The sequence below is a fragment of the Bilifractor sp. LCP19S3_H10 genome, assembly GCF_052119185.1.
In the GTDB taxonomy this organism is placed as follows: Bacteria; Bacillota; Clostridia; order Lachnospirales; family Lachnospiraceae; genus Bilifractor.
Genome location: NZ_JBQKFT010000049.1, coordinates 1 through 1,703 on the forward strand (window position 1 = coordinate 1; position 1,703 = coordinate 1,703).

Consider the following 1,703-nt stretch of genomic DNA (forward strand, 5'->3'; position numbering starts at 1 on the left):
CTCACATCCTGGATAACCCTGAAAGATTTCTCATGAGACCCACAATCCGCCGAGGAGGCTTCGGCCGCTGGACCGTCCACGAACCAGACGGCACCGCCACCAACTTCCGCACCCACGCCCAAGCCATTCACCACGCCGACGAAATCGCCCGCACCATCACCATCACACTCCCGCCGTACCGACCACAGCGCAAGGTCGAAGAGGTCATCGTCACGAGCACCGAATACGGCGGGACCTTCTACGGCCCACGGGAAATAGAACAAATAGACATCACTCCCAGCTCGGTAAAGACCATCGCCCTCGCCCTACTTGCTACTGCTCACCACCAGGAGAGGAACCAGAAATGAATCGTGAAGAAGTGCTTGACATTGTGAAAAGCGCACGAGAGGACAATAAGCTCCCGGACCTGCGCGGCGCTGACCTGCACTACGCTGACCTGCGCGGCGCTGACCTGCGCGGCGCTGACCTGTACGGCGCTGACCTGAGCGGCGCTAACCTGTACGGCGCTGACCTGTACGGCGCTAACCTGCACTACGCTAGATGGGGCGGACTAGAAATCAACCACCTACCCAGCGGCACCCTCCACCTCACCCCCACCCCCGAAGGCTGGCGAATAACCCTCGGCTGCTGGAACGGCACCCCCGACCAACTACGCGACCTCATCGCAAAGGACCAAGGCTGGCCAGAAGCCGAAGGCGACGAAATCACCCGCCGCCGACCCTACATCGAAGCCGCGCTTACCCTATGCGACCTCCACATGCAAGACCACGAAGACATTATCCCCACACTCGCCGAAAAGTGGACAGACAAGGAGAACAACCAATGACCGACAAACAACCCCGCACGCTTGCGGACATGACATCCGAAGAGCTCGAACAATGCCGGGGTATGTGGTGCGACTTATCCATAGAAGCCTGGATCGTGGTTAGTGCCTATTACTCCGAGCAATACAAGCAGACACTGGTGGTGCTGCTTGACCCCGTAGACGGCGAATTGCTAGAAGGCGTGCCCGCAACAGCAGTAACCCCCCGTTTCGATCTGCCCCGTGCTTGGACCCCGGACGGCACGCCCGTGGTGGCCGACCCGGAGGAATACACCGCCGACGGGCGTAGTCGAGTCTATTTCGAGGGCATTGAGAAAGTCGCCTTCCCGCCCGGCACCCGAGTCCGCCGCTGGGTGAGCGACTGGGAGGAAATCGAGTGACTATCTACACCGAGTATCGAGCCACGACGGCGCTTGGTGTCGACCAGGACGGGAACCTCCAGTGGCAGTCGCCGGAGTACTGGCATTGGTACACAGACGAGCAGGAAGCCCGCGAAATCTACGCCGACATCGTAGGCGGACCGTCCGATCGGCTCACGGCGCTCATGTCCCGCCAAGTGACCCCATGGGAGCCAGTAGATGGCCCCATCGCCCCGGACGGCGACCTCATGCCCGCGTACCGCGCCGAGCTGTGGTTGCCCCGCACCCGGGGTGGTCAACCAGAACGCAGCCGGGTAACCATCCCCAAATCCACATACGAAGCCGCCGAAGCATTCAAGGACCTTGCCCACCACCACGGCGACCGTGGGTGGCGCGTCTACGCCCGACTACAGTCGCCCATCACGATCCTCGAGCAGCGCGGCGCTGCGCAGCTCGTACCCCGCCCAGCCGGGCACATCTACAACCTCGCAAAGGATCAATCATGACCATCACACCCAAAC

The 1,703-nt window shown here is 61.5% G+C and carries 4 protein-coding genes; all 4 read left to right on the forward strand.

What is annotated here, in order from left to right; translation table 11 throughout:
• On the forward strand, positions 1-347 hold a 347-nt coding region (locus ACTQZS_RS15295), incomplete at its 5' end, for a hypothetical protein (RefSeq protein WP_441476587.1).
• Complete coding sequence (locus tag ACTQZS_RS15300; protein ID WP_441052911.1) at positions 344-826, forward strand: pentapeptide repeat-containing protein; 483 nt, start codon at positions 344-346, stop codon at positions 824-826. The genes ACTQZS_RS15295 and ACTQZS_RS15300, both read left to right, overlap by 4 nt.
• Positions 823-1,203: a hypothetical protein gene (locus ACTQZS_RS15305; RefSeq protein WP_441031745.1), complete on the forward strand. Its 381-nt coding sequence runs from the start codon at positions 823-825 to the stop codon at positions 1,201-1,203. Before ACTQZS_RS15300 ends, ACTQZS_RS15305 begins: the two co-directional genes overlap by 4 nt.
• Entirely contained in the window at positions 1,200-1,688 is a 489-nt protein-coding gene (locus ACTQZS_RS15310) for a hypothetical protein (protein WP_441031747.1), read from the forward strand. Before ACTQZS_RS15305 ends, ACTQZS_RS15310 begins: the two co-directional genes overlap by 4 nt.
• Positions 1,689-1,703: the final 15 nt, after the last annotated feature.